Raw genomic sequence first — 26,126 nt, 5'->3', positions numbered from 1 at the left:
GTCCGTACTAGTTCCTTGATAACCAAAAATTACTTTACTTCTATCTCAAACTGATACGTACTAAGATCTGCTTTAAGCACCGCCTCTGCCTCTTCACTTCTTCTCGTGATGAGCAGCTTATCTCCTTCGCTCTCACAGATACACTCTCCGTCAAATGCCGGACATGTATTCCTAAATATCATCAGATCCCGTAGTTTTTCTACAACCGGACGTTTTAGATTTTCTTCTACTTCTTCTGGTGTATAATAATGCCGATTGATATTACGTCCTTCCTTTGTACTCTCCAAAAGCTCCAAATCATTTTCTCCAGCGAGCATACCTACATAATATACCTGCGGAATGCCCGGCGCAAAAAACTGGATCGCCCTTGCCAGCAGGTAGGCGTCATCATTATTGCCAAGAGCAGAATAATAGCTGCAATTAATCTGATAAATATCCAGATTATTATATTCCTCACTGCTGTATTTTTTCTTGACATTCGCCCCTTTTGCATAGAGCAGCTCTTTTGTTTCTTCTATCTCTTCAGGGGAAAGCAGATCTACCACATCCACCACGCCAATCCCGTCATGGGTATCCAGTGTCGTCATCTGCTTTCTAGGACAGATCGTAAGCCAGTGCTTTAACCGATCTCCCCTATGCGTATAAAGCGCATGTAATACCAGCATAGGAAGTGCAAAATCATAGACCCAGAATCCTTTTTGCGCAATTTTAAGCTGGATAGAATAATGCTCATGGATCTCCGGCAGGATATCTACCTCATACTGCTTTGCCATATCTTCAATCTCATATAGCAACTCCCACATCTTGGGCTCTACAAAAAAGCAGCTCGTATCCGGTTCCTTCACCGCATAGGCAAATGCATCCAGCCGGATGACACCTGCTCCGTGTTCACACATAGAGCGGATCGTCTGTTGTATGAATTCTTTCACATGCGGACTATTCACATCCAGATCGATCTGTTCTTCCCCAAATGTGCACCAGATCTTCTCTGTTGATCCGTCTGCAAAAGTCAAATTAACATAAGGCGCTTTCGGTTTTCTTTTATATATTTTATCTACTTGTTCCTGCGTAGGTTCACCATTCTCCCAAAAATCTTTATAACGGATAAAAAAATCTTTATACGCCGAATTTTCCTTTTTTTCTTTAAAATCCAGATAATACGGCGAATGGGCAGAAATATGGTTTACCATAAAATCATACATCAACTCATATTTCTTTCCCAATCTTTGAAGATCTGCAAAGTCTCCAAACTTCTCGTCCACCTTATCGTATCTTTCCGGCGCAAAACCTCTATCCGCTGAAGAAGGAAAGAAAGGAAGGATATGGATACTTCCTATGGCACCCTTATAATGTTTATCTAGGATTTCCTCCATCTCCTTGAAGTTCTTTCCCAAACTGTCCCCATAAGTAATCAACATAATCTGGTTTTTCATATAGCTTCCTCCTTTTAGGAAATCGTTTTCCTATTTTTTATTTTAAAAGAGCTGAAGTCACATCCAGCTCTTATTTTTACTATTTTAATACCTTCACAGTCCCTCTGCGTATGATCTTATGCGGGATGTAATGGGTAGAAGCCTTTGGCTTACTGCCGCTCATATATTTTAACAATTCTTCTGCCGCAGCTTCCCCTTCCTTAAAATACGGTATCCGCACTGTGGAAAGTTCCGGCCTAAAATACGTAGCAAAATCCAGATCATCAAAGCCGATCACCGAGATCTCCTCCGGCACCTGCACACCTTGCCCGTTTAAAAACTGTATGGCTCCTATGGCGATCAGATCGCTCCCTGTGACGACTGCCGTCGGCAGGACACTATTTTCTTCATATATGCGTTTCATCCCTTCGTATCCGCCCTGAAAAGAAAACTGTACTTGCTCTATATAGGAAGAAGGAACCGAAATCTTCAGTTCCCGCAGCGCTTTTCTATATCCTTTCAAGCGTTTCTGTCCGGAAGAGAAATCGTACTCCAGACCGCCCAGATACGCGATCCTCTCATGTCCATTTTCATGCAGAAACAGAACCACATCATAGATGGCCTGAATATTGTCATGTGTCACTGTATCGATGACTTCGCCCTGCACAGATGATTCCTGAGTCACAAGTACGACCGGATACGCTTTCTTCTGCATCGTTTCTATCAATTTCTGATTGACATTTACGCCCGCAAAGAGTACGCCGTCGATCTGCCGTTCCTCCAGTATATGTAAAAGACTCAATTCTCTCTCTAATTCCCCGCCCGATTCGCATACCATAATAGTATATCCCTTGCGGGAACAGACACTGTTTATCCCTTTTGTCAGCGCTCCGAAAACCGCATTTGAAATATCCGGCACGATCACACCTACGATATTTGTCTTCTTTGTGATCAAGCCCTGTGCCAGCGTGTTTGGCGCAAAATGATTTTTCTCTATGACCTGATATACTCTTTCCCGTAATTTAGGACTCACTGGCTTTGTATTATTTATGACCCGTGAAACAGTGGAAATAGAAACCCCTGCCTCCTTTGCGATATCTGCGATCGTAACCCCCATATACATTCTCCTTCTGCAAATAGGAAAACGTTTTCCTATTTCTCTAGATTATAACACTGTATTTTATCTTCTGCAACGCATTTTCCACTCTCGAATCTTTTTTGTAGATTCCCATAATTCTGTGCTTCTATTTTTGTGCAGAATCGCAATAAATCAAGGTTCTTCTATCGGTTTTATGAATTGTTCCTTTGTTTTTTCCACATCCGGCTGTGTATACCCTATTTCCATGGTCAGACATTTTTTGGGGCACATATTGACACAGTTTTCACACTGCACACAGTCAAAACGGCTGATTTCCCATGTTCCTGCCTTGCGGTCTACCCGGATAGCCTGCGAAGGGCATGCCCGCATGCACAGTCCACATGTGATACAGTTCTGCATGTCTATCTCCACATGACCACGCATACGCTCCGGATATTGAGCCGGCTCAAAAGGATATTTTGTCGTTGCCGGCTTTCTAAACAGGTTTTTGAGTACTGTCCCCACAAATGCAAAAGCTTTTACCTTTTCCATATCCTTTCCTCCTATCTCTCCGTACAGCTGATACACGGATCAATCGTCAAGATCAAAAGCGGCACATCTGCTAGCTGACAACCTTTGAGCATCTCCACCATAGGAGGGATATTACTCGTCGTAGGCGTACGCAGACGGAAACGGTCCAGGTTCTTCTTCCCGCTTCCTTTCACATAATAGATCGCCTCTCCTCTGGGCTGTTCTATCCGCATAAAGAATTCTCCGTCCGGGTTTCCTTTCACCGGTATGTTGATTGGCCCATGCGGTATTTTCCCGATTGCCTCCCGAATAAGAGAAAAAGACTGTAAAAGTTCTTTTAAGCGCACCACACAGCGGGCATAGCAGTCTCCGTCCTGTTCCGTGATCGGCTCCACCGATAGATCGTTATAGGCCGCATACCCCAACAGACGGGCGTCATACGCTTCCCCGCTTGCCCGCAGGGTAGGTCCTACTGCTCCTAGGGAGACAGCCTGTTCCTTGGTAAGAATACCCGTATCTTTCAAACGGCTTAATACCGTATAATCCTTCATAAATGTATGAAGAACCGGCTTTAACTCTTTCTCCAGTTCCTGGATCGTATCCAGCACTGCCTGCAGCATAGTGCCGTCCATATCTTTTAAGACGCCTCCTACACAGTTTACGGACAGGATCACTCTGCCGCCCGCAGTAGCGTCAAACATATCCAGGATTTTTTCCCTAAGCCTCCAACTTTCCATAAATAGGCTTTCAAAGCCCATGGCATCTGCCAGAAGCCCCAACCAAAGCAGATGACTGTGTATACGACTCATCTCCATCCAGATCGTTCGCAGATAATCGGCTCTCCTCGGAATTTCCAGTCCCATTACCTTCTCGACTGACTCACAGTATCCTATTCCATGCCCGCAGCTGCAGATACCGCACACTCTCTCTGCTATATATACATATTGTTTAAAATCTCTTTTTTCTACTAATTTTTCCAATCCTCTGTGGATAAAGCCGATACTTGGTATCGCCTCCACTACTGTTTCATCCTCCAACACAAGGTCCAAATGTACCGGCTCCGGCAATACAGGATGCTGCGGACCAAAAGGTATGATACTTCTCTTTGCCATATCTTTACTCCTCTTTCTTAAATGGTGTTGTTTTATCTATACGGTACAGACGGTCTTGGTAATCCGGGCTGATATTTTCTATCTTTACTCCAAACAATTCCGCGGCCTCATTTTCCTGCAGAAACGCACAAGGGTAGATCTGTGTGATACTAGATATTCTTTCTTCCTCTTTGATCACAAGCCGAAGCGTGATCATCTCATAGTCTTTGCAGAAAGAGTAACTCATCTCATACCCGCCTTCCACAGATACGGCGCATAGTTGTACAAGCCTCCAGTCTTTTGTTTTCATATCTACCACAGCAGGGAAAAATTCCTGCAAGGTAATTTCTTCTATCCGGCTTTTTTCTTCTATGCAGCTTTTTTCTTTCGTCTGATTTTTGTCTTCCATTGGCGTATCACCCCTTCTTTGCTATCATTTTAGCGCGCTTTTCATCCAGTATCGCCACCGCTTTTATGACTCCGTCTATGATCGATTCCGGTCTTGCGGCACAGCCGGGCACGTATACATCTACAGGGATCACAGTGTCGATCCCGCCTTTGATATTATAACATTCTTTAAACACGCCTCCTGTACAGGCACAGATTCCTACTGCTACCACTACTTTCGGATCCGGCATCTGACTGTACAGCTGAGAGACGACCTTCTCCGTCTGACTGTTCACCCCTCCAGTGATCAGCAGAATATCTGCCTGGAAAGGATCTCCCGTATTAATGATCCCAAACCGCTCTACATCATATTTCGGAGTCAGACAATCCAATACTTCTATATCACATCCATTGCAGCTGCTGGCATCATAGTGCAGCAGCCAAGGCGATTTTGATATTTTTTTCATAACTTTCTTCCTCCCGCTATCGGATCAACATCAAGATCAATATATTGGTACCGCCGGCGACCAGCGTCACTACCCAGCAGCTTGTCAGTACCGTTTTCCATTTCAGTCTAGCACTTATATTATCCCATACGATCTCCAGAAAATAGACGATCCCACAGGCAAAAATCGCCACGATCCAACTCCACCATTCTCTATTTACAAAAAACAAAAAGAAAATACCAAGCAGAAGGATCTTTTCATAATATTCCGCAATATTCATGATCGCCAGCGTTGCTCCCGACATCTCCGTCGTGATTCCCTTGACCATCTCCTGATGGGCATGATGGCTGGTAGAGAGATCAAAAGGAGATTTTCTGAATTTTAACGCCGCCGTAAACATAAAGCCAAACAGAAGTCCCGGCATCCAAAGAACCGCGCTGTGCGGTGCCTGCACGATCGTTCCTACATGGAACGTCCCCACAGAAAGATAAAAACCTACCGCCACAAGCAGTGTCAGAGGCTCATACGCCATCATCTGCAGCATTTCCCTGCTGGCGCCCATATTCGCATAGGGAGAAGAATCACTGGAAGCCGCCATGATCAAGAACATATCCGCAGTACTCAAAATAAAGAGTACCATCAAAATATCCGCTCCTGCAAAGAGCATCGCCCCTGCGATCATAAGGATCACCAGATAACTTAAGTTCAAGAGAAGCTGCACATTATTTACCGCTATCATCTGTTTCGAAAATAATTTCCCAATATCATAAAATGGCTGCAAAAGCCGCGGGCCTTTTCTGCCCTGCATACGCGCAGTGAGGATACGATCTACTCCATCCAGCAGACATCCGGCAAAAGGAGCCAGCAGCAGATAACATATAACAGAGATTATACTGATCATATGGCACCTCCTATCACAAGACAGAATCCAAGGATCAAAATAGTAAGAGCCACCAATATAGACGGCAGCCGCAGATGTCTCCGGCCAAATTCAAACCGCAGATACCAGTTGCTCAAATATAGATGTTCTCTTTCTCCAAGACTATTTGTAAAGTATCGGTTGTCCCCTTCATTGATCCCATTCATATAAATGGGCACAAGCCGTCTGTGTGACGCACGGCTGATAAAAAACATCACTGTCGGCACGATCAGCACCGAAATCAGCATCACTGCCATTGTCGTCAGCACACTCATAGAGAGAACCTCCTTCGTCTGTCCAAACAATTCCTCCACGATCGGATTCACCAATATCATGGCAATAAATGGAAGTAAAAGACAGAGCAGGAGCATACTAGCCGCATGAAAGAACATGGACGCATATTCATCTTTGCGTGTCACATCCTTTGCCCCCTCCCGCGGTACATGCTGGCATAAGAGCTTTGCCAGCCATTTTGTCCAATAAAACATCGTCATCGCGCTACCATAGGCAATAAAGATCACAAGAAGGACATTGCCTGAATCAACAAATGCTTTCAGCGCCACCCATTTCGAGATCAGCATACCAAACGGCGCCAAATACATACCGGCAATTCCGATTCCCATGATATACGCAAGTTTCGGTATCTTTATGATCAGTCCATGCATATCCTCAATATCTCTGGAGCCCAGGCTGTTTTCCGTCGCCCCCACAGACTGGAAAAGCATCGATTTGCTGACAGAATGGAAGATCATAAGGAAGACAGCTCCCCAGACTGTTTCCTCTACTCCGATCCCCGCACATCCTACGATCAGTCCCAGGTTAGACACCGTAGAAAAGGCAAGGACCTTTTTCCCGTCATTCTGTGCGATCGCCATTGCACTAGCCGCGATAAACGTAAAACCTCCAATGCTGGATACGACCATCCCAACCAGATTGCCATGCAGCGCCGGAGCAAGACGTATTAACAAATACACACCTGCCTTTACCATCGTCGCGCTATGCAAAAGAGCACTGGACGGAGTCGGCGCCACCATCGCTCCAAGAAGCCAGGAAGAAAATGGAAGCTGTGCGGATTTCGTAAGTCCGGCAAGCGCAAGGAAAAGAAGTGGTATTTCCGCCCCCGAAGCGATCACATCGGTCAGCTGTACGGAGCCGCCCGTCACTGCCATATAGGCTATCGCCGCCGCAAAGCCAAATCCACCTAACAAATTCATCCACAGTGCCATAAAACTGTTATGCACCGCTTCTTCAGACCGTGTATATCCGATCATCAGAAAGGAAACCACACTGGTGATCTCCCAGAAAAAATACATCCAGATTAAATTCTGCGCAAGTACAAGCCCAAACATGGCCGCCAAAAATAAAAACAACATAGAAAAAAAGAATGGCTGCCTGTCTTCTACCTCTTTATGGTGTGTGTGATACCCTTTCATGTAACCAACCGTATAAATACAGATAAATCCGCCGATAAACGCAATGATGATACACATCAATATACTCAGCCTATCCACACTCATATGTGCTCCTTCGGCAAATTCTGTCGTATGTTCGATATAAAACATCAGAGCCGTCTGTGAAACCGATAAGATGATCGGCAGTACCTTTTTATATTTTATGCTTAAATATACAATCAGGCACATCAGGAATATCTCCCCTGCCATCATCCATGTATCCACCATTTCTGTAGATGTATACAGCATGACCGTGCCCGCTCCTGCCTGCTGCCACTGCACGATAAACGCCACAGTAAGAAGCATAACAAGCCCTGCGCCTATATATACTGCTATATCCCGTACTTTCTTCTGGCGGATACATGCCATCAGAACCGCAAGCACTGCCGGAACTCCCATCAAAACTGGAACTAATGTCATAATCCAACCTCCCTCCATTCTCTATTTCACTCAGATTCTATTTTGGGCATATATTAATCTGTCATTTTCAGACTATTTCACATCATCCCAAAACATACATTTCTGTTATAGTACTTATTTGCAAATTTTACAATAGATATCATGAGAATTTTTACACTTTTTTGCATATTTTTCATGGTTTCCTTAATTTCCACTCTCCACCCATTGACAAATATGCTAAAATAGGAATGGTTAAATTACAGGAGGACATCTCTCATGCACGAACTAAGCATCACTGAACATCTGCTCGAATACTGCCTCACAAAAGCCGCTGAACAAAATGCCGTAAAAATACGCTCTGTCCGGCTTTGTATCGGCGCGCTTAAAGGTATCGTGCCGGAATGTATACAGACGTATTTAGATCTGCTTGCGGAGGGCACCATCGCAGAAGGCATGCAGGTACAGGCTAAGATCCTGCCTTTAAAAATCCGCTGCAAAGACTGCGGCAGAAACAGTGAGATCTCCTCCCGCCAGCTTTTTTGTCCCCACTGTAAAGGTCTGCATCTGCAGATTTTATCAGGAAAAGAATTTTATATTGACAGTTTGGAGGTAGACATAGATGGAAATCAAAGTCTTACATCAGATCATGGAATGGAATGAAGATGTCAGTCAGGAAGTCAAAGAGGTTTTACATACGCACCATATCTGCATGATCAATATCATGGGCAGTCCCGGTACCGGAAAGACCAGCCTGATCACTGCCCTGATCCGCAGATTAAAGGATACATGGAAGATCGGCGTCATCGAAGGAGACATAGCAGGACAGATCGACGCAGAACGTATCGCTGCTCTCGGAGTTCCTGCCGTACAGCTGAACACAGACGGAACCTGCCACATCGAGGCAATGAGTATCCAACATATCCTCCCTAGTCTTCCGTTGGATGACCTGGATGTGATCTTTGTAGAAAATATAGGTAATCTGGTATGTCCGGCCGAATTCAATATCGGCGAATCTCTGCGGATCACTCTGCTTAGTATACCGGAGGGAGATGACAAAGTAGAGAAATATCCGCTCATGTTTACCGACACCAATTGTCTTGTACTTAGCAAATCAGATATGCTTCCGTATTTTGATTTTGACATGTCCCGTGTATTTTCCAATTATCGGACACTCAATCCAGACGCTCCACTCTTTTGTGTCAACAGTCGGAACGGAGATGGACTGGATGAACTTGTACATTTTATTTCTGATCAAATTAAAAAAGCGAAATAGAATCCATGGAGAAACAAAACCAACAGCACGTCAAACTACATATAAAGGGCATCGTCCAGGGCGTCGGTTTCCGTCCCTTCTTGCACAGACTAGCGTCCCGATATAGTCTGCATGGATGGGTACAGAATACCCTGCAGGGAGTAGAGGGGGAATTAGAAGGCAGCGCCGAGGATATCAACTGTTTTCTTACAGAACTGCAGACTTCCCCACCGCCGCTTTCCCGTCTTGAAGAAATCGACGTAACACAGGAAGGTCTTTTCGTCGGTTATCCCGATTTTTCTATCAGAGAAAGCCTTATCGACGGCGGTTTTACACTGCTCTCCCCGGATATTTGTACTTGTCCGGAATGTGAAAAAGAACTGTATACCCCTTCTGACCGCAGATATCGCTATCCATTCATCAACTGCACCAATTGCGGTCCCCGATATACGATCATAGATGACATTCCCTATGACAGGATTCGTACCTCCATGCAGACATTTTCCATGTGTGCAGACTGTGAAAACGAATATACCACTATACAAAACCGTCGGTATCATGCACAGCCTGACTGCTGCCCTGCATGCGGACCTCACGTTTTCTATATGGACAGTACGTACCGTCGGCTTTCTTCTGATCCCTTCCAGGCTGCGCAGGAAGCGCTCCGGGAAGGAAAGATCCTGGCCGTCAAAGGGCTGGGCGGTTTTCACCTAGCCTGTGACGCCCGCAATGAAGATGCAGTACAGTGTCTCCGTCAGCGGAAGCACCGCGCATCTAAACCGTTGGCACTGATGTGCCGCTCCGTTGAAACTGCCAGGGAATTCTGTATATTAAATACTGCGGAGGAAAAACTTCTGACAGACATACAGCGGCCTATCCTACTGCTGCGCAAAAAGCAGCCGGCTCTTATGGAAAAGATCAGTTCCACCTCACGCCTGGGTATCATGCTTCCTTATACGCCTCTCCATATTCTTCTTCTGGATGGCATGTACGGAGGCCCTGACTCCCTCGTCATGACAAGCGCCAATCTCCCCGGCTGTCCTGTTATGCTTACTAACGAGGAAGCACTCTGTGGACTGTCTGGTATTGCAGACGGGTACCTGCTGCATGACCGGCCGATCCGAAACCGTTGTGACGATTCTCTTGTCATGGAATGGAAAGGAAACCCTTATTTCTTCCGCCGCAGCCGTGGTTTTACCCCACAGCCTTTTTTATCGAGGCAGGACGCAGACGGTATTTTTGCACTGGGGGCGGAACAAAAAGCTTCTTTTGCACTGGGAAAGGAGAAATATGTTTTTTGCAGCCCCCATATCGGTGACCTCAAAAATGCAGAAACGCTTTCCCATTACCGTGAGACGCTTCATACTTTCCGTCGTTTGTTCCGCCTGAAGCCCGCTCTTCTCGTTTGTGATCTACATCCCGATTATCTATCTACACAGGAAGCTTTCCGGCTGTCTGAGAAAGAACAGCTTCCTCTGCTGCAAGTACAGCATCACTGGGCGCATATGGCCTCCTGCATGGCAGATAATCATCTGCATGCACCTTGCTTTGGCATCATCTGGGACGGTATGGGTCTGGGAGATGACGATTCCATCTGGGGCGCAGAATTTCTGAAAGGAGATTTTTCCGCTTTTCAAAGGATCGGTACCATTCGCCCGGTTCCGCTCCCCGGCGGCGACCGTGCGACACAGGAGATTGCTCGTATCGCCCTGGGACTTCTTTTGGACGCAGGTATACAAGATACATCTTATGTCCCACTTTCTTCGGCAAAAACGACCGCTTTGTCCCGACTCATCGACTCTGGTCTTTGTCTGCGGGCCACCAGTATGGGGCGGCTCTTTGACGGGATCGGCTCCTTGCTCTTGCAAAAGGTTAAAGCCGATTATGAAGGAGAAGCCGCAGCTTTGACAGAGGCCCTCTCTCCTTATGAAAGCCCAGACGTATATCTGGCTTCTAAGCATATGCGCGCCACTGCTCTTTCGGAAATGTGTTATCCGATCGAATTTTATAATAAAAATGGACTGCGCATCTTTGATACCCGTCCTCTTATCCAGACTTTATACAAAGATCTGGAAGAAAAAACAGACAAGGGGCTCATTGCCTTTCGTTTCATGTATACCCTCTGCCGGATGGCGCTTGAGCAATGCCTTGTTCTAAATCCGCAAAGGCTCCCTGTGGTTCTGTCCGGCGGTGTATTTCAAAATCGCTTTCTTCTCTGCACAGTGACAGAACTCTTAGAACAAAATGGATTTACCGTTTATACTCACAGACATGTGTCTCCCAATGATGAGGGCATTTGTCTTGGACAACTGGCGGTTGCGGCCAGCAAAAAGGAGGAAATAATATGTGTTTAGCAATCCCTATGAAGATCAAAACGATTGAAGGAATGTCTGCTGTCTGTGAGGCAAAAGGACTTTCCCAGACAATCCGCATAGATTTTATCCAAAACGCGTCTCCCGGAGACTATGTCATGGTGCATGCCGGATTTGCCATACAGAAAATGTCGGAACCGGAAGCGCGCGAAAATCTACAATTTCTGGAGGATATTTACGATGCTCTATGAAAAAGAATTCAAATCTCCGCAAAAAACGCAGCAGATCCTTGCACGGGTAGAGGAACTGACTGAAAAGACCGGCAGCATCAGACTAATGGAGATCTGCGGCACACACACCATGTCGATCGCACGTACAGGCATAAAAAGTATCCTGCCTTCCTCCATCCGCCTGCTCTCCGGCCCCGGCTGTCCGGTATGCGTCACGCCGGCAAATGTCATAGACTCGATCCTTTCTCTTGCGGAGGATCCGCATATTCTGATCGCCAGCTATGGAGACCTCCTGCGTGTCCCAGGCACGGATCCCGAGGAAAATCTCCTCTTAAAAAAGGCCAAAGGCGCACATGTCGAGATGGTATATTCTCCCATGGATGCCCTGGAATTGTCCTATGCATATCCCCAGCTGGATGTTCTGTTTTTAGGTGTCGGTTTTGAGACCACCGCTCCCGGTACTGCTGCCTGTATTTTAAAAGCCGCAGAAGAACAAGTGAAAAATTTCTCTGTGCTCAGTCTTTTGAAAAAGACAGAGCCGGCGCTGCGCTCCCTGATCACGGCAGAAGATTTCGCCGTAGACGGTTTTTTATGCCCCGGTCATGTGGCTGCTGTCACAGGTTCTGACGCATTTGCTTTCCTTCCCCGAGAATTTCATCTTCCTGCTGTTGTGAGTGGATTTGACGCGGCTGACCTTCTGTATTCTATCCTGGAACTGACACATATGCTCGCCGTGCACAGACCCGCTCTGGTAAATACCTATACACGTCTCGTACGCCCGGAAGGAAATCCTCTCGCGCAAGAATATATAAACGCTGTATTTCAGACCTGCGAAAGTACCTGGCGCGGTCTTGGAACGATTGTGGACAGTGGGTATACTCTAAGAGATCAGTATCGTCAGTGGGATGCCTGGGAGAAGTTTCACTTCAGGCCTTCTTCCAATGCAGAACACCCCGGCTGCCGCTGTGCGCAAGTAATCCGAGGCGTGGCCTCACCCCTGGATTGTCCGCTTTTTAAGACGGTCTGCTCCCCTGCCCATCCCATCGGCCCTTGCATGGTTTCTTCGGAAGGCGCCTGTGCGGCAGCTTATCAGTATGAAGTTTGATCGATTCTATGGAGGTATACAGATATGGAAGATATTATCACATTAGATTATGGAAGCGGGGGCGGCAAGACCGCAGAACTGATTGATTCTATCCTGCTTCCTGCTTTTAAAAATCCCATCCTTTCCCAGTTAGGAGACGGTGCCCTGTTAAAAGATAGGAGGGGGGAAAATTCTTTTGTCTTTTCCACTGACAGTTTCGTTGTCTCTCCGTGGAAATTCCCCGGAGGCAATATTGGAAATTTATGTGTATGCGGCACAGTAAATGACGTATGTATGGCGGGAGGACTCCCCCAATATTTAAGTCTCTCTTTTATTCTGGAAGAGGGTTTTTCCTTCCGGGATTTCAAAATGATCGTAGACACGATTGCAGAAGAGGCCCGACAGGCAGGAGTACTCATCACAACAGGCGATACAAAAGTGGTAGAAGCGGGCAAAGGGGACGGTATCTACATCAATACAGCCGGCATTGGCTTTCTGCGCGCCCATTTCCCCGGGAAATCCGGTATCCGTAAAGGGGATACGGTCATCTTAAGCGGCAGCGCAGGCTGCCATGGCGCTGCTGTTATGATGGCACGTTCCGGACTGCTCTCTTTACAAGATGCCCAAACATCTTCCTTACGTTCCGACTGTCAATGTCTCCATCTCCTAACAGAAGCTGCCATCCATGCGGCAGAAAAAACACAGACAGCTCTCCCGAACAGTTCTCCCGCCTGCTCCGGCATCCGCATCATGCGGGATCCTACCAGAGGCGGAATCGCAACGGCCTTAAATGAATTTACGGAGAACATGCCTTTTTCCATCGAGATAGAAGAAGATGCCGTCCCTGTAGACGCGCCTGTGGAAGCAGCCTGTGATCTGCTGGGACTGGACCCACTCTACTGTGCCTGTGAAGGCAGGATGCTTCTTGTGACCGCTCCGGAAGCATGCGCGCCTGTCCTGAACGCTCTAAAAGAAGTGCCCGGCGGTGAACATGCGGCAGTGATCGGAACGGTTACAGAAGATATGCCCGGTCATGTGCTCTTAAAAACAAAGATTGGAGGCAAAAGGATCCTTGCCAAACTCAGCGGACAGCAGCTTCCCAGGATCTGTTGACATTTTTTTCTTCCGGAATATCCGCAGAGACTTATTCCAGTGCCATCTGACGGATACGCTGCAGTCCCTTCGACACGGCCGGAACAGACAGAAGAATGACCGTCAGGATCCCTTCTGCCAAAAGGTAGCTGTAGTTATAAACGATCGGATAAATACTCTTCAAAGACTGCGGGAACGTATCCGGCATGTAACTCATCCAGTATAAATATCCGCCCAGCGCATGGAATGCGCCTCTTGCCAGCACGCCGGCAATATAGCCTTTCACCAGCCCATGACTGCTCTTTGCGAAGAAACCTGCCACACCAAGAGCCGCAAAGGCAAGTATATAATCGCAGCATACCTGGAAAAAGGATAAGACGTACGGTTCTTGTAAAAATTGCAGAAGTCCATAGGCAAGTCCCACCAAAACACCCGTTTTCACTCCATACCAGTTGCCTACGAGGACAATGAACAACATGCTGCATAAAGTGACACTTCCGCCCCATGGAAGCTGAAATACCTTAAGATAGGACGTCAGAAATGCCAGCGCGATCGCCATTGCGCAAAAGACAAGCTGTTTTGCCGACATCTTCTTTTTCCCTGCGCTTTTTCCGGCGAAAAACAACGCTGCGATAAACAGTACGATCCCTGCGATTATACTCACTGCATAGCCGGCAGTAGTCAGTCCTCCCTCTGCATTGACTAAAAAATTTAACATAAAAATCCTCCTTGCTTTTTTCTGAAAACAAGGAGGGCTTAAAAAACCACATATGTATATCCCTACGTTGGCATTATCCAAATCAGGTTACGGGTCGAAGCTTAAAACTTCCTCTCAGCCTGCAACACAAGCTCCCCTTGTCATCATTTTTATATTATTTCGATTCTATATTTTAAACAGAATACCGAGAAAAGTCAAGCGCGGCTCTTTTTTCGGTTATCCTATACAAGATTTTTAAAAAGGAGAAAAAGATGAAATCAGCAGAATCTTTTCAAGCACCCGAAATCCTGTGTATCGGCCAGGTCCTCATGGATTGTATCATCAAAGGCTGGAATGCGGCTTCCGAAAATACACGTGTGCAGACCGCAGACTCTGTCACCCTTTCTCCCGGCGGAGATGCCTTCAACGAATCTGTTATCTTCTCACGCCTCGGACATACTGTACGCACAGTCTGCGTCCTTGGAAACGACCTTGCCGGAAAAACTCTGCATGAACTGCTTGCGGATAACGGTATATTGACCGATTCCATCCTGCACAGCAATAACGTACCTACTCCTGTTTCCCCCTTATTGGTCAATACAGACGGAAACCGAAAATCCATCAATGCGGTTTCCCGCCTAGATGATTTCCTGCATATACCGCCCACATTATTCCAAGATGCGCGGCTTGTCTGCCTTGCCAGCCTTTTCCGCCCGCCTCTTACCCGGCCGGAAACGATTGCCTCCATTTGCCGGACCGCCAAGGCAGCCGGCGCTATCGTAGCGGCAGATACCAAACTGCCCCTGCATTCTCCGCTTTCCCTCACAGATCTTAAAGCTGCACTGCCTTACATAGATTATATCTTTCCCAATGAAAGCGAAGCCGCATTTTATACACAGGAAAAAGACTATACAGCTATGGCAGATGTCTTTTTAAACTATGGTGTAAAAAATGTCATCATCAAAGCCGGCGAGAACGGCTGTTTCGCCAAAAATGCAGCGGCTTCTTTCACTCTGCCAGCATTTCCCGTACATGTCGCAGACAGTACAGGAGCCGGAGATAATTTTGCCGCCGGTTTCCTCTCTTCCATCCTCCGGGGCAAAGACTTCAAGCAGGCGCTCACTTTCGCTTCTGCCTGTGCTGCCCTTTGCATACAATCAGTAGGCGCCACTTCCGGTGTACAAGATCGAGACCAAGTAGAAAACTTTCTTACATAGGACAGCGGTACCGTGGCTTTCCTGCGCTTTTTCTTCCATATTCAATGGCCTTTACAGGGCAGACCGTGATGCATGCCATACAGTGTGTACACATAGCATGCCACTGCGGTCTTTGCTCCTCCATCGTGATATTGTTCAATGGGCAGGCATCTGCACATCTGCGGCAGCCGATACACTGATCGTCTGCCCAGAATTTCTTCGCATGAACGACCGCCGGATAAAATACTGCATTGACCGGGCCGCTCAAGAACGCTCCCAGAAGCCCTTCTTTTTCTTCTTCCAATACTTCTCCTGCCCCAATCTGCCGTATAACTTTTTTAATCGTAGGTTCTGCTTTCTCTATGATCGCTTTAGCCTCTTCCTCCTTGGGAACCTGAAACATAGCAAGATAATTTTCTGGCATGATGATCTGCGCACACCCTTTATAGCAAAAACCTTTCTTTTTACACAGCCTTCTTACATACTTCGCGGCATTTCCGATCTCAGAGCCGCAATTCATCACAAAATATACGTCCGGTTTTCCTATAAATCGGGATTTTAGAATCCACTCCTCTACTACTTTCGGTATACGCCAGGCATATGTGGGAAGTACAAAAATCATCCGTTTTGGTGTCGGGCCCGCGAAAAGTCTGTGCTCTTTGATCTTCTGGTTTAAGGAGCAGATTTCCTCATCCAAAGCCTGTGCGATCCTCTTCGCAATATACGCACTGTTCCCAGTGCCAGAAAAATACAAGACCATTTTCTATCCTCCTTCAAATTTTTATTTACCGTTTTCTTTATGTGTCTGATGCTAAAGATTGAATAACTATTTCTGCAGCTTGTTAAATTCATTTGCCAAAACAGGCAGGGTGTGCCTACTTGTCGGCTGTCTTGTTAAGTATACTCTAGCAAACATACCTAAAAAGTCAAGAACCGCCCCGGTACGCCAACGCCGGCAAAAGCAAAATACGCAAAAAAACCACCGTCCCCGCGGCTCACAACGTCCGCAAAAACAGTGATTTCTAAGTGCGCGATCAGGGGTTCGAACCCTGGACACCCTGATTAAGAGTCAGGTGCTCTGCCAGCTGAGCTAATCGCGCGTCCTGCAATATTTTATCCGTTATTTTCGTAACGCAAGGGTTATTATATAACAGTTTTTTCAGTATTGCAAGAGGTTTTTCCAATTTTTTTCCGGTTTTTGACCTTTTTTATCAGCTCTTTCGTCATCTATAGTCCTCTATCATAGTTTCCAATCTATCTTTCCTGATCACTCCCCTGGCAGCTGCCACTGGTTTTCCTTCTATAAAAAGCACAAATGTGGGGACTGTCGTCACTTCAAACTGTGATGCGATCGCCTGCACCTCATCAATATCCATCTGGCAGACTTTTATGATACCTTTATATTCTTCTGCAATCTGTTCCACGATTGCCTGCATCATAGCACATTTTCCACACCAGGATGCATAAAATTCCACCAGGACAGGCAGATTGGATGACAGTACCTCAAAAGTATAATTCTCCTGTGTAACCCGCACTTTTGTCTTTTCTTTCCTTTGGAACTTATCATTCACTTTATTCACCTACATTTTCTTTCTTTTTTCCTCCCCATGACAAACGCCGGCATTTAAGATTCGGTACACTTCGTCCAAGGAGCTCCTTATATACATCAGCCGTCTGTTTATTTTCGGCATACAATACATTTTTTCCCGCATACAGATCTTCCAGTTCTTCCTCCATCTCATGTTCTCTCTCCCCTTTCATGCGGGCACCGATATATATTACTATATGAATAAAGTCTGCAAATGTGAAACTTGCGGCGTCTATTTCTTCATTGCGATCAGCTTATTGATCGGATTGCCTTTCGCAGAAAATTTTTCTTCATATTCTGTCATTACATTCCCCCGGCTCATTTCTTCATTATGATGTAAGTCATACGTATACCTGACCAGAAGCCATTCTGCTTCTTTGACCTGTTCCAAAGAAAAATTAAATAACTGTGTATTGTCTGTCTTAAACTCTACCTTCCCTTTGTCTGCAAGAATTCCTTCATACCTTCTCAAAAACTCTACAGAAGTAAGCCTTCGTTTCGCGTGTCTTGCCTTTGGCCATGGATCCGAAAAGTTCAGATAGATCTTTTCAACCTCTTGCGGCGCAAACACATCCTCCACATTCCTTGCGTCCATACAGATAAAACGGATATTTTCCAACGACTGAAACTCTTCTGTATCGAATTTTTCAATGGCCCGCAGAAGCACGCTGGAATACCGCTCGATTCCGACAAAATTCACTTCCGGATGCCGCCTTGCCATTTCCAAAATAAACTGTCCTTTGCCCATTCCTATTTCTATATAGATAGGATTCTTATTTCCAAATACTTGTTTCCAGCTGCCTTTCTGCGCCTCCGGTCTTTGTATCACCGCCCTGTGTAGTCTGATCGTCCCTTCTGCCCTTGGAATATTGCGTAATCTCATATGCTGCCTCCTTACTATGTATAAAAACTTCCCTCTTTTTCTAATACTCATCTTATATGTTTTTTTCTATATCATAACATAGCACAGCCCCTACGCAAGGTCAAAGGGGTTTCATAAAAATATCACATTCTTTTTTTTGAATTGACACTTTCTTAACTTGCATTTTTTCAGAAAAGGTGTATGATAAAATAGATTAGTATCAAATTAGTATTTTTCAACAAATAGGAGGGGTGTTATGGACTGTATTGTAAACAAATTGACGGAAATCGAAGAAACCGCTTCCTCTATTGTGGAACATGCCGAAGCCCAAAAAGAAGTTCTGGACAAAGAGTATGATGAGAAGCGCCGAGCCTTTGATGCCCAGTTAGAGGCAAAGACACAAGATCAGATAGATAAGATCCGTTCTGAACTGGAAAAAAATACCCACCGCCTTTTAGATTCGCAAAGTGGGGCGAGCAGTTCTGCTATCGAACTTTTACAAAAAGAATATGAAGAAAAGCATACCTTATATGCACAGGAAATAGTTAAAAAAGTTACTGAGGTGTAGCCTATGGGAAATATATTAGCTTACAGCGGTATCGTAACAAAGATCCGAGCCATGGAGGCCAAGCTTTTAACGCCGGCTCAATTTGAGGAAATCGCCAATCTCAGCAATGTCCTTGAAGTAGTCTCTTATCTTAAAGAACATTCCGCTTATACTGAAGTTCTAAGCGCACTGGATGACGATAAACTCCACCGCGGTAATATTGAAAAAGTTTTGATTCAATCTCTCTATCATGATTACAGTAAGATTTATCGTTTCTGCGGACAGACACAGCGGCGCTTTTTAAAACTTTATCTGAAACGTTATGAGATTGATCTGATCAATTACTGTCTGCGGATCGTCATCAATCATTACCGACAGCCTTTTGATCTATATTATAAGAAAGCTTTTTTCGATCACTACTCACAGATTTCTATCGAGAAACTGGTCACATCCCGCACAACGGATGAACTGATCGAGAACTTAAAAGATACCGAATACTATGCTCCCTTGAAAAAAATACAGGAATCCCAACATATTTCCTTGTTTGATTATGAATTAACTTTAGATTTGTACTATTTTTCTACGCTCTGGAAAGAGCGAAAAAAGGTACTGAAAAAATCGGACTTAGAATTGTTCACAAAGGACTGTGGATCGAAAATAGACCTTTTGAATCTGCAGTGGATATACCGGGCAAAAAAATATTATCAGATACAACCCGCAGATATCTATTTAATGCTGATCCCGATCCAATACAAAATACATGTCGCTCAAATGAAAGAACTTGTGGAAACAGCTTCTTTGGAAGAATTTATGCAGGCATTGGAGAAAACTTCTTATGCCAGGCATTATAATTTCAAACAAAATCTTACGATCGAGCAGATGTATAACGAATGTCTTCATCGTCTGTATTTGATAGATCGGCGTAGAAATCCTTACTCTATCGCTGCCATTAATACCTATCTCTTCTTAAAAGAAGAAGAACTAAATAAGCTGACCACCGCTATGGAATGTATACGCTACAGTTTGACTCCCGGTGAGACGTTGGCATATATAGGAGGTAGAACACAATGATCGTCAAAATGAAATTTATCAATATATCCGGTCCACGCGCGGATATAGACCGCGTAACGGATCTCTATCTCTCCAGATACGAGATCCAGCTGGAGTCGGCACTGTCAGAGCTTAAGACAGTGGACAATCTGCGCCCTTTTGTGGAGATCAATCCTTACCGTGATGCGCTCAACAGAGCCAGCCAGTTTGTCGATCTTCTTCCCAATGCGGACGAAGTCACGCCAGACAGCTCTCTGGGCTTAAACGATATGTTTGAACTCATAAGACAGGCAAATGAAGACTACATGTCTTTGCAGGAAAAAAAGGAAAAATTAAATAAACAGATAGAACAGCTTCGTACAAAGCAGCAGGTCATCGCTCCTTTCCGTCCACTGGACTGCGATCTGCATCGCCTCTTAAATTTCCGTTTTATCTCCTACCGGTTTGGCAGGATCGCTGTGGAATACTACCACAAAATGATCAAATATCTGATGGATGACCTGGGCGCGATTTTTGTAGAAGGAGAGCGGGATGACAGCTATGTATACGGAGCGTATTTTGTTTCTCCCCAGGAGGCGCAGAAAGTGGACGCCGTATTCCGTTCTCTGCACTTTGAACGCATTGAATTGACGGATGAATTTGAGGGGACTCCCTCTAACGCTTACCAGTCTCTTGACAATGAGATTGCCCGCATCCGTCTGGAAGCAGAAGACTTAGACAAAGCCGCCGGAGAAATGCTTGCCGGAAGAGCAGCGCAGCTTGTTGCCTCAAAAAACCGTTTGGAAGAATTATCCAATAACTTCGACGTGCGCAAACTTGCCGCCCGTGTGGAAGATAAAAAAGAAGATTACTATATCCTATGCGGCTGGATGGCGGAAGAAGATGTAGATAAATTTTTAGAAGAGATCAAACAGGATGATAAAGTATTTGTCGTCGTAGAAGACGATCACGATACCTATTTCGGGGAACCGCCTACAAAGCTGGAAAATCCTAAATTGTTTAAGCCGTTTGAAATGTTTATCCAGATGTATGGGCTTCCCGCTTCCAATGAACTGGATCCGACTGTATTTGTAGGTCTGACTTACTCCTTTATTTTCGGCGTTATGTTCGGAGATGTAGGACAAGGACTTTTGCTTGTGATTGGCGGCGGGCTGATCTTCTACTTCAAGAAGGCGCCTCTGGCCGGTATTATCGCAACTGCCGGTATTTTTTCCACTATTTTCGGTTTCTTGTTCGGCAGTATTTTCGGTTTTGAAGACGTACTGCCGGCGCTGTGGCTACGGCCTATTGATCATATGACCACCTTGCCTTTCCTAGGGAAACTAAATACTGTGTTTATCGTAGCTGTTGCTTTCGGTATGGGGATCATCCTTGTTTCCATGCTCATTCATATTGTCAATGCGATCAAAAGCCATGACATAGAAGGAGCTTGGTTCGATGCAAATGGAGCCGCCGGATTTGTGTTTTACGCCTCTGTGGTCGCCACAGTCGCGCTATTTATGACCGGTCATCCCCTTCCTGCAGGTATTGTTATGGCGATCATGTTTGGCATCCCACTGCTGCTGATCTTTTTCAAGAAGCCACTTACAAGGATCGTACAAAAGCGAGCTGACAAAATGGAAGAAAGCAAAGCCATGTTTGTTGTGGAAGGTTTCTTTGAACTATTTGAAACTTTGTTAAGCTATTTTTCAAACACCATTTCTTTCATCCGTATCGGCGCCTTTGCCGTCAGCCACGCAGCCATTATGGAAGTAGTCCTTATGCTTGCCGGCGCGGAAGAAGGAAATCCCAACTGGATCGTCGTCATTTTAGGAAACTTATTCGTATGCGGTCTGGAAGGACTGATCGTAGGCATCCAAGTACTGCGTCTGGAATATTATGAAATGTTCAGCCGCTTCTATAAGGGCACCGGAAGAATATTCCAGCCTTATACAAAAAAGACAAATAAAAAATAGGAGGATCATACCATGACAATTACAACGAAAATTATCTTTATTATCGCTCTCATCTTAAGTATCATCATCCCATTCGGATATTATCTGATCGGAGAAAAGAACAAAAAACGCTATAAACGTACGATCGGAGTCAACGCCTTTTTCTTCTTTGGCGCCTTTGCACTGGCTTCTATCATGATGCTTGGAGGCGATGTACAGGCAGCCCAGGGCGTTGCGTCTGACTCCGGTTTTGCTACAGGCATGGGCTATATCGCAGCCGCGCTGGTTACCGGTTTATCCTGTATCGGCGGCGGTATTGCCGTTGCAAGTGCGGCAAGCGCTGCATTAGGAGCAATCAGTGAAGACTCTTCTGTACTCGGTAAGTCCTTGATCTTCGTAGGTCTTGCAGAAGGTGTCTGCCTCTATGGACTGATCATCTCCTTCATGATCCTGGGGAATCTATAATATGAAAATGTATTTGATCAGTGATAATGTCGATACCTACACAGGCATGAGACTTGCAGGAGTAGACGGCGTCGTTGTGCATGAGCGGGAAGAACTCCGCAAGGCACTGGAGGACGTACTGGCAGATAAGACTGTCGGCATCGTACTTTTGACCGAAAAATTCGGGCGAGAGTTTCCCGATATCATCGACACTTTCCGCCTGGAACGCAAAAATCCACTCCTCGTCGAAATTCCTGACAGGCACGGAACCGGCCGTAAAAAAGACTTTATCACCTCCTATATTACCGAGGCGATCGGACTAAAACTATAAACCGCTCTGAACTAAAGGAGGAATACCTTTGACTCTGGAAGAAAAAATCGCACATTTACAGGCTACCTCTATGGAGCAGGCAAGAAGTGAAGGCAATGCCATTATCGACTCCTACAAAGAGGCGCTGGAAAAAGTATTAAAAGATCATAAAGAAGAAGCCATCCGCCAGTCCCAGACCCGCATCAAGGCCGAGACAACAAACGCTCGCCAGCAGTTAAACCAGGCGATGGCAAAATCACAATTGGAAATCAAACGACAGTATGGAAAAATACAGCTCGACCTGAAAGAGAAGATCTTTGAGGAAGCCAAAAACCTGATCGATGACTATATGAAGACAGAAAGTTATATGGATTATTTGATCAAATGTATCCGCCATGCCCAGAATTTTGCCGGCGAGGATCCTGTCATTATCTATATCAATCCCTCTGATGAAACAAAACGTTCCGATCTGGAGGATGCCACAGGACTGCACCTGACAATAAGCGCAGAGGATTTTATCGGCGGAGTCCGCTCCGTGATCCGTGCACGTAATATTTTGATCGATCATTCTTTTAAGACAAAACTGCGCAATGCATATGATGCATTTCTCTTTTTAGGAGGTGACGGAATTGCTTAAAACCGGAATCATTTATGGAATCAACGGACCTGTCATCTATCTGAAAGGAAATACAGGTTTTCGCATGTCGGAAATGGTCTACGTGGGCAGCCAAAAGCTGGTCGGCGAGGTCATCGCGCTGGATAAGGACAGGACGACGATACAGGTCTATGAAGAAACCACCGGACTGAAACCCGGTGAGGAAGTCGTTGCCAGCGGAAATGCCGTCTCCGTAACACTCGCTCCCGGCATACTGAACAATATCTTCGACGGTATTGAACGCCCCCTGGAGCGTATTTCCGAAACTGCGGGCGCGTTTATCACCCGTGGCGTCAGTGTAGATTCACTGGACAAAGAGAAAAGATGGCGTGCGCATATGACCGTCACAGAAGGTCAGTATCTGCACGGAGGGGATATTATCGCGGAAGTTCCCGAAACCCATGCCATCCTGCATAAATGTATGGTTCCGCCGGATGTGGAAGGCACTGTTTGTTCCGTTGTCCCCGACGGTGACTATACGATTGAAGAGACGCTGGTCACACTGGAATTAAAGGACGGATCTAAAAAAGAACTTTCCATGACGCAGCATTGGCCGATCCGTACCACGCGTCCTACGCATCACCGGTTTCCTGCCTCTGTCCCGCTGATCACAGGACAACGTATCATCGACACCATGTTTCCAATCGCCAAAGGCGGTACTGCTGCTATCCCTGGCGGTTTCGGTACAGGAAAGACGATGACACAGCATCAGATCGCCAAATGGGCAGACGCGGACATCATCATCTATATCGGCTGCGGAGAACGCGGCAACGAAATGACACAGGTACTGGAGGAATTCAGTCAGCTTACCGACCCACGCACCGGTAATCCTCTGATGGACAGGACGACCCTGATCGCCAATACTTCCAACATGCCGGTAGCTGCCCGTGAAGCAAGTATCTATACGGGACTTACCCTGGCGGAATATTATCGAGATATGGGTTATGACGTGGCGATCATGGCAGACTCTACCTCCCGCTGGGCAGAAGCCTTGCGTGAGCTTTCTGGACGTCTAGAAGAAATGCCTGCCGAAGAAGGTTTCCCTGCCTATCTTGCTTCCCGTCTCTCTGCGTTTTATGAAAGAGCCGGCATGATGCATAATTTAAATGGGACGGATGGCTCTGTGACAATCATCGGGGCAGTTTCTCCGCAGGGCGGTGATTTTTCTGAACCTGTGACACAAAATACTAAGCGTTTCGTACGTTGTTTCTGGGGACTAGATAAGAGCCTTGCCTATTCCAGACACTTTCCTGCCATCCACTGGCTGACAAGCTACAGTGAATACTTAAACGACTTAAGCCACTGGTATCAGGACAATGTCTCCCCCAAGTTCGTAGATTACCGCAACCGCCTCATGGCGCTTTTAAACCAGGAGAGCAGTCTTCTGGAGATTGTCAAGCTCATCGGCAGCGATGTCCTGCCTGACGATCAGAAGCTGGTATTGGAGATCGCACGTGTCATCCGTCTTGGTTTCCTGCAGCAGAATGCTTTCCACAAAGACGATACCTGTGTCTCTATGGAAAAACAGTATCTGATGATGGACACTATCTTATACTTATACAAGCAGGCTCGTGCCCTTGTCACAATGGGACATCCGATGTCTGTTTTGAAAGCAGAAAATATCTTTGACCGTGTCATTGCCATCAAATACGATGTGCCAAATGACAGACCCGAATTATTCGCCGGATATCGCCGTGACATCGACGCTTTTTATCAGCGGGTTCTTGAGAAAAACGCATAGATCAGAAGGGAGGAATACAGCATATGTCAATCGAATATTTAGGCTTGAGCAGCATCAATGGTCCTCTCATTGCGCTTGAGGGCGTACAAGACGCTTTTTTTGACGAGATCGTGGAATTTGTCGTCGACGGTACAGAACGCAAGATTGGACGTATCGTCGAAGTATATGAAGACCGAGCCGTCATCCAGGTATTTGAAGGCTCTGAAAATATGTCTTTGAAAAATACACATACTCGCCTTACAGGACATCCGATGGAAATTTCCCTCTCCCCAGATATGCTGGGCCGTACTTTCAACGGAATCGGACAGCCCATTGATGATCTGGGACCTCTGATCTCTACTGTAAAACGAGATGTAAACGGACTGCCGCTCAATCCGGTAAAACGAGAGTATCCGAGAAACTATATCCACACAGGTATTTCTGCTATCGACGGACTGACCACCTTGATACGTGGACAGAAGCTTCCTATTTTCTCCGGAAATGGACTTCCCCACGATCAGCTTGCGGCGCAGATCGTCAAGCAGGCCTCTCTGGGAGAAAATTCTGACGAACAGTTTGCCATCGTGTTCGCCGCCATGGGAGTCAAACATGACGTCGCCGACTTTTTCCGGCATACATTTGAAGAAAGCGGTGTAGCAGACCATGTCGCCATGTTTTTAAATCTTGCCAACGATCCGGTAGTGGAACGTCTCATTACGCCTAAAGTGGCGCTGACCGTCGCCGAATACCTTGCTTTTGAACAGAACATGCATATATTGGTCATTCTAACGGATATGACCTCTTTTGCGGAGGCTATGCGCGAGGTCTCTTCCTCCAAAGGAGAGATTCCAAGCCGTAAAGGATTCCCCGGTTATTTATATAGTGAGCTGGCAACCATCTATGAGCGCGCCGGTATCGTACAGGGGGTGGACGGCTCTGTCACACAACTTCCGATCCTTACCATGCCCAACGACGATATCACACATCCAATCCCTGATCTGACTGGATATATCACAGAAGGGCAGATTGTATTAGACAGACCTTTACATGGACAGTCTGTCTATCCTCCGATCAATATCTTGCCTTCCCTTTCTCGTCTGATGAAGGATGGCATTGGAGCGGGCTATACGAGGGAAGACCATCAAGACCTGGCAAATCAGCTCTTTTCTGCTTATGCCAAGGTGGGCGATGCAAGAAATCTAGCCTCCGTCATCGGTGAAGATGAACTCTCCCCGATCGACAAGAAATATCTGGAATTTGGAAAAGATTTTGAAGAACATTATATCGGACAGGGAGCCGAGGAAAATCGTAGTATGGAAGAGACTCTGGATCTGGGATGGAAACTTCTGGGCCGTCTGCCTAAAGAAGAATTAGACCGTGTAGACACAAAAATCCTGCAGAAATATTATCATCCTATGGAAGAATAAGAAAGGAGGAGC

The 26,126-nt window shown here is 46.0% G+C and carries 28 protein-coding genes, 1 tRNA gene and 1 riboswitch; of the genes, 15 read left to right on the top strand and 14 right to left on the bottom strand.

The features are described from left to right. Positions 1 to 29: 29 nt before the first annotated feature. The 8 genes from gtfA to BN3282_RS06310 all read right to left on the bottom strand — a co-directional run bounded on the left by gtfA (position 30) and on the right by BN3282_RS06310 (position 7,735). The gene (gene gtfA / locus BN3282_RS06345; RefSeq protein ID WP_059067568.1) at positions 30 to 1,433 is read right to left on the bottom strand and encodes a sucrose phosphorylase; all 1,404 of its coding nucleotides are present in this window, start codon (positions 1,431 to 1,433) and stop codon (positions 30 to 32) included. Between the two features lie 79 nt (positions 1,434 to 1,512). Further along, positions 1,513 to 2,529, bottom strand: a complete 1,017-nt coding sequence (locus BN3282_RS06340; protein ID WP_059067566.1) for a LacI family DNA-binding transcriptional regulator — start codon at positions 2,527 to 2,529, stop codon at positions 1,513 to 1,515. A gap of 153 nt (positions 2,530 to 2,682) precedes the next feature. Further along, positions 2,683 to 3,042 (bottom strand): 4Fe-4S dicluster domain-containing protein, encoded by a 360-nt coding sequence (locus BN3282_RS06335; protein ID WP_059067564.1) that lies wholly within the window; start codon positions 3,040 to 3,042, stop codon positions 2,683 to 2,685. 11 nt (positions 3,043 to 3,053) lie between these two features. Further along, a complete protein-coding gene (locus tag BN3282_RS06330) occupies positions 3,054 to 4,133 on the bottom strand; it encodes a hydrogenase large subunit (RefSeq protein ID WP_059067562.1) in 1,080 nt (359 codons plus the stop codon). 4 nt (positions 4,134 to 4,137) lie between these two features. Then, a complete protein-coding gene (locus tag BN3282_RS06325; protein ID WP_117973768.1) occupies positions 4,138 to 4,521 on the bottom strand; it encodes an NADH-quinone oxidoreductase subunit C in 384 nt (127 codons plus the stop codon). Positions 4,522 to 4,528: 7 nt separating this feature from the next. Then, positions 4,529 to 4,966, bottom strand: a complete 438-nt coding sequence (locus tag BN3282_RS06320) for an NADH-quinone oxidoreductase subunit B family protein (RefSeq protein ID WP_059067560.1) — start codon at positions 4,964 to 4,966, stop codon at positions 4,529 to 4,531. A gap of 16 nt (positions 4,967 to 4,982) precedes the next feature. Further along, positions 4,983 to 5,846, bottom strand: a complete 864-nt coding sequence (locus tag BN3282_RS06315) for a respiratory chain complex I subunit 1 family protein (protein WP_059067559.1) — start codon at positions 5,844 to 5,846, stop codon at positions 4,983 to 4,985. Continuing rightward, entirely contained in the window at positions 5,843 to 7,735 is a 1,893-nt protein-coding gene (locus tag BN3282_RS06310) for an NADH-quinone oxidoreductase subunit 5 family protein (RefSeq protein ID WP_059067557.1), read from the bottom strand. The genes BN3282_RS06315 and BN3282_RS06310 overlap by 4 nt, the downstream gene beginning before the upstream one ends. 255 nt (positions 7,736 to 7,990) lie before the next feature. Between BN3282_RS06310 and hypA the strand changes: the two genes are divergently transcribed. From hypA to hypE, 6 genes are read left to right on the top strand one after another with little or no spacing between them, the layout of a single operon-like run. Beyond that, positions 7,991 to 8,374: a hydrogenase maturation nickel metallochaperone HypA gene (gene hypA / locus BN3282_RS06305; protein ID WP_059067555.1), complete on the top strand. Its 384-nt coding sequence runs from the start codon at positions 7,991 to 7,993 to the stop codon at positions 8,372 to 8,374. After that, entirely contained in the window at positions 8,334 to 8,987 is a 654-nt protein-coding gene (hypB, locus tag BN3282_RS06300; protein WP_059067554.1) for a hydrogenase nickel incorporation protein HypB, read from the top strand. Before hypA ends, hypB begins: the two co-directional genes overlap by 41 nt. Positions 8,988 to 8,992: 5 nt before the next feature. Beyond that, positions 8,993 to 11,320: a carbamoyltransferase HypF gene (gene hypF, locus BN3282_RS06295; RefSeq protein WP_059067552.1), complete on the top strand. Its 2,328-nt coding sequence runs from the start codon at positions 8,993 to 8,995 to the stop codon at positions 11,318 to 11,320. Then, positions 11,311 to 11,529 (top strand): HypC/HybG/HupF family hydrogenase formation chaperone, encoded by a 219-nt coding sequence (locus BN3282_RS06290; RefSeq protein ID WP_059067550.1) that lies wholly within the window; start codon positions 11,311 to 11,313, stop codon positions 11,527 to 11,529. The genes hypF and BN3282_RS06290 overlap by 10 nt, the downstream gene beginning before the upstream one ends. Further along, positions 11,519 to 12,613, top strand: a complete 1,095-nt coding sequence (gene hypD, locus BN3282_RS06285; RefSeq protein ID WP_059067548.1) for a hydrogenase formation protein HypD — start codon at positions 11,519 to 11,521, stop codon at positions 12,611 to 12,613. The genes BN3282_RS06290 and hypD overlap by 11 nt, the downstream gene beginning before the upstream one ends. A gap of 24 nt (positions 12,614 to 12,637) precedes the next feature. Continuing rightward, positions 12,638 to 13,705: a hydrogenase expression/formation protein HypE gene (gene hypE, locus BN3282_RS06280; protein WP_059067545.1), complete on the top strand. Its 1,068-nt coding sequence runs from the start codon at positions 12,638 to 12,640 to the stop codon at positions 13,703 to 13,705. Between the two features lie 31 nt (positions 13,706 to 13,736). Here hypE and BN3282_RS06275 read toward each other — a convergent pair whose 3' ends face one another. Then, complete coding sequence (locus BN3282_RS06275) at positions 13,737 to 14,402, bottom strand: energy-coupled thiamine transporter ThiT (RefSeq protein ID WP_059067543.1); 666 nt, start codon at positions 14,400 to 14,402, stop codon at positions 13,737 to 13,739. A 42-nt stretch (positions 14,403 to 14,444) separates the two neighbouring features. Further along, a riboswitch (TPP riboswitch) is annotated at positions 14,445 to 14,550 on the bottom strand. Positions 14,551 to 14,653: 103 nt separating this feature from the next. On the opposite strand from BN3282_RS06275, the gene BN3282_RS06270 reads away from it, so the two are divergent. Then, entirely contained in the window at positions 14,654 to 15,598 is a 945-nt protein-coding gene (locus tag BN3282_RS06270; RefSeq protein ID WP_059067541.1) for a carbohydrate kinase family protein, read from the top strand. Here the strand turns inward: BN3282_RS06270 and BN3282_RS06265 are convergent. The 5 genes from BN3282_RS06265 to trmB form a co-directional block, all read right to left on the bottom strand. Then, complete coding sequence (locus BN3282_RS06265) at positions 15,591 to 16,337, bottom strand: EFR1 family ferrodoxin (RefSeq protein WP_059067539.1); 747 nt, start codon at positions 16,335 to 16,337, stop codon at positions 15,591 to 15,593. The two genes, BN3282_RS06270 and BN3282_RS06265, sit on opposite strands and share 8 nt — an antisense overlap. A 267-nt stretch (positions 16,338 to 16,604) precedes the next feature. Further along, positions 16,605 to 16,677: transfer RNA gene (locus tag BN3282_RS06260), tRNA-Lys, on the bottom strand. A 123-nt stretch (positions 16,678 to 16,800) separates the two neighbouring features. Then, a complete protein-coding gene (locus BN3282_RS06255) occupies positions 16,801 to 17,148 on the bottom strand; it encodes a thioredoxin family protein (protein WP_059070312.1) in 348 nt (115 codons plus the stop codon). 1 nt (position 17,149) lies between these two features. Next, positions 17,150 to 17,338: a hypothetical protein gene (locus BN3282_RS15010; protein ID WP_154821482.1), complete on the bottom strand. Its 189-nt coding sequence runs from the start codon at positions 17,336 to 17,338 to the stop codon at positions 17,150 to 17,152. Positions 17,339 to 17,397: 59 nt separating this feature from the next. After that, on the bottom strand, positions 17,398 to 18,048 hold the full coding sequence (gene trmB / locus BN3282_RS06250; RefSeq protein ID WP_059067537.1) for a tRNA (guanosine(46)-N7)-methyltransferase TrmB: 651 nt from the start codon (positions 18,046 to 18,048) through the stop codon (positions 17,398 to 17,400). A gap of 235 nt (positions 18,049 to 18,283) precedes the next feature. On the opposite strand from trmB, the gene BN3282_RS06245 reads away from it, so the two are divergent. Genes BN3282_RS06245 through BN3282_RS06210 form a run of 8 tightly spaced genes read left to right on the top strand, consistent with a single transcriptional unit; the run spans position 18,284 to position 26,114 of the window. Beyond that, positions 18,284 to 18,595 carry a hypothetical protein gene (locus BN3282_RS06245; protein WP_059067535.1) on the top strand — a complete coding sequence of 104 codons (312 nt, stop codon included), beginning with the start codon at positions 18,284 to 18,286 and terminating at the stop codon, positions 18,593 to 18,595. 3 nt (positions 18,596 to 18,598) lie between these two features. Continuing rightward, the gene (locus BN3282_RS06240; RefSeq protein ID WP_059067533.1) at positions 18,599 to 19,645 is read left to right on the top strand and encodes a V0D/AC39 family V-type ATPase subunit; all 1,047 of its coding nucleotides are present in this window, start codon (positions 18,599 to 18,601) and stop codon (positions 19,643 to 19,645) included. Further along, positions 19,642 to 21,579, top strand: coding sequence for a V-type ATP synthase subunit I (locus BN3282_RS06235; protein WP_059067531.1), 1,938 nt, complete (start codon positions 19,642 to 19,644; stop codon positions 21,577 to 21,579). Before BN3282_RS06240 ends, BN3282_RS06235 begins: the two co-directional genes overlap by 4 nt. A gap of 12 nt (positions 21,580 to 21,591) precedes the next feature. Continuing rightward, positions 21,592 to 22,023 (top strand): ATP synthase subunit C, encoded by a 432-nt coding sequence (locus BN3282_RS06230; protein ID WP_059067529.1) that lies wholly within the window; start codon positions 21,592 to 21,594, stop codon positions 22,021 to 22,023. A 1-nt stretch (position 22,024) separates the two neighbouring features. Further along, complete coding sequence (locus tag BN3282_RS06225; protein ID WP_059067527.1) at positions 22,025 to 22,333, top strand: V-type ATP synthase subunit F; 309 nt, start codon at positions 22,025 to 22,027, stop codon at positions 22,331 to 22,333. Between the two features lie 28 nt (positions 22,334 to 22,361). Further along, complete coding sequence (locus tag BN3282_RS06220; RefSeq protein ID WP_059067525.1) at positions 22,362 to 22,949, top strand: V-type ATP synthase subunit E; 588 nt, start codon at positions 22,362 to 22,364, stop codon at positions 22,947 to 22,949. Further along, entirely contained in the window at positions 22,942 to 24,708 is a 1,767-nt protein-coding gene (locus tag BN3282_RS06215) for a V-type ATP synthase subunit A (RefSeq protein WP_059067524.1), read from the top strand. The genes BN3282_RS06220 and BN3282_RS06215 overlap by 8 nt, the downstream gene beginning before the upstream one ends. Before the next feature lie 23 nt (positions 24,709 to 24,731). After that, a complete protein-coding gene (locus tag BN3282_RS06210; protein ID WP_059067522.1) occupies positions 24,732 to 26,114 on the top strand; it encodes a V-type ATP synthase subunit B in 1,383 nt (460 codons plus the stop codon). Positions 26,115 to 26,126: the final 12 nt, after the last annotated feature.

It is taken from the genome of Mediterraneibacter massiliensis, assembly GCF_001487105.1.
Lineage (GTDB): Bacteria > Bacillota > Clostridia > Lachnospirales > Lachnospiraceae > Mediterraneibacter > Mediterraneibacter massiliensis.
This window is presented reverse-complemented; position numbering and strand designations above follow the sequence as displayed.